We start from the raw sequence: 1766 nt of genomic DNA, 5'->3' as shown, positions 1-1766 counted from the left end.
TAAGGGCCTGCTGATCAATAACTCGTCGTCTTGATCTCTGGGTTGGGAATTCCGAGGTGTGCGGTGAGGTCGGTGAGATCGTCGAGGGTGGCCAGTTGCGTCTCGGCGGGTTCGATTGCGTGTCCGATGTCGTGGAGGAGCCGGCGGGTTTGGCTGATGGCACGGTTGAGGGTCACGGGTGTCACGGTGAAGAGCCGGGCGATGACGACTTGGGGGAGCATGAACCTCTGGTAGAGGACGGTGGCCAGGAGCCGGTCGACCAGGGTGAGGCCGGGGCGTCGGCCGGTGTAGAGGCCGGCGGCAGGGGTCTTCTGCCGGTCACCGCCGCGTCGCTGATGGAGGTCTGCCTCCCGCTGAGCGGCGCGGGCCGCTGCCAACTCGGTGACCAGCGAGTCCCACTGCCCCTGCGGGATGCCGGTGAGGGCGGGATGGGTCAGCCAGTCGCGGCCGGGTCCGGCTTCGTTCTGGGGCGGGATCGGAAGGACGCCGTCCCGGCGGTGTTCCTGGGGGCGGAGGGTGTAGTTCCAGTCGCCGTGCCAGTCATGGCGGCTCAGTGGCAGGGCGTTCAGCTGCCCGTCGCTGATGCGGACGCCGGTCTTGTAGAGGGCGGTGTCGAGTTCGGCGCGGACTGTCAGTCCCGAGCGGGTGGTGGTCGCTGCGATGCTTTTCACGATGACTTCATGGCTGGTCAGCGGCCTGCCCCGCCAGTTCATCGTGATGTGGCAGAACAGTCGGTGCTCGATTCGGTTCCACTTGGATGTGCCCGGAGGAAAGTGAGACACGGTGATCTCCAGGCCGGTCTCGACAGCCAGCGCGGCCAGCTCGAACTTCCAGGCCCGGGTGCGGTAGCCGTTGGAGCCGCCCGCGTCCGCAGTGATCAGCAGACGGTGCGAACGCGGATAGGTGTCACGCCCAACCGCGTGCCACCAGCGGCGAACGGAGGCGACTGCGAAGGCTGCGGTGTCGTGGTCGGTGCCGACATTGACCCAGCCCGTGTCCGCGGTCAGGTCGTAAATCCCGTAGGGGACAGCCTTGCCCAGATCGGCATCGGGGAAGTCGTGGGTGCGAACCCGGACCGGCTCACCTTCGCGGTGCCACTCGCGGCCGGCGTTCTTGTAGTTGCCGACCAGCTCCTTCTTCTTGGTATCCACGCTGATCACCGGATCTCCGGTGGCCTGGAAGTCCTTGACCTGGCCGTTGATATAGCAGAACTGCGCATCACGATCCGGGTGCTGGGCGCCTTCGATGGTCTTGGCGTTGCCCTGGAGGCTGAAGCCTTCCTCTCTCAGCACGGCCGCCACGGTGTCCGCCGAGACCCGGTGCCCCTGCCGGGTCAGCTCCGCAGCCAGTTGCCGGGTCGACTTCGTCGTCCAGCGCAGCGGCGACATCGGGTCCCCGCGTACATCCGGTTCCACCAAGGCCAGCAACGCGGGCCGAAGGCCCGGATCCAGGTCCACCGCACGCTTGCGGCCCCCACCGGGCCGGCGCACCCGCCTCAACGGCGCCTCGCCGGATTCCAGTTCCGTCACCCCGCACGACACGGTGCCCTCCCGGACTCCGGCCGCACGAGCGACGAGCCTGATGCCTCCATGGCCCAGCGACCGTGCTTCTGCTCCTATGGCCAGCCGCCGCTGCCGCTCATCGAGATGCGGGAACAGCGTCGCGAACTTCGCGGCCAGGACCGCCTCGATCCCCTTCGGACTCCCCATGCCATGGCAACGAGCCTCGGAGCCGAAAGCGACGGCTTGTTTCCCGGCAGGCCCTAA

1 protein-coding gene is annotated in these 1766 nt (G+C 67.5%); it reads right to left on the bottom strand.

Annotation, left to right across the window (positions count from 1 at the left end; all coding sequences use genetic code 11):
- Positions 1–14 precede the first annotated feature (14 nt).
- Positions 15–1709 (bottom strand): ISAzo13 family transposase, encoded by a 1695-nt coding sequence (locus AB0389_RS37790; RefSeq protein WP_366400121.1) that lies wholly within the window; start codon positions 1707–1709, stop codon positions 15–17.
- Positions 1710–1766: the final 57 nt, after the last annotated feature.

The sequence above is a fragment of the Streptomyces sp. NPDC093109 genome (assembly GCF_040701725.1).
Taxonomy (GTDB): domain Bacteria; phylum Actinomycetota; class Actinomycetes; order Streptomycetales; family Streptomycetaceae; genus Streptomyces.
The sequence above is the reverse complement of the archived record's forward strand: the minus strand, read 5'-3'. Positions and strand labels throughout refer to the sequence as shown.

Bases quoted from the DNA above. Each gene is read 5' to 3' on its own strand.
- AB0389_RS37790 (WP_366400121.1), bottom strand. From the start codon at position 1,709: ATGGGGAGTCCGAAGGGGATCGAGGCGGTCCTGGCCGCGAAGTTCGCG.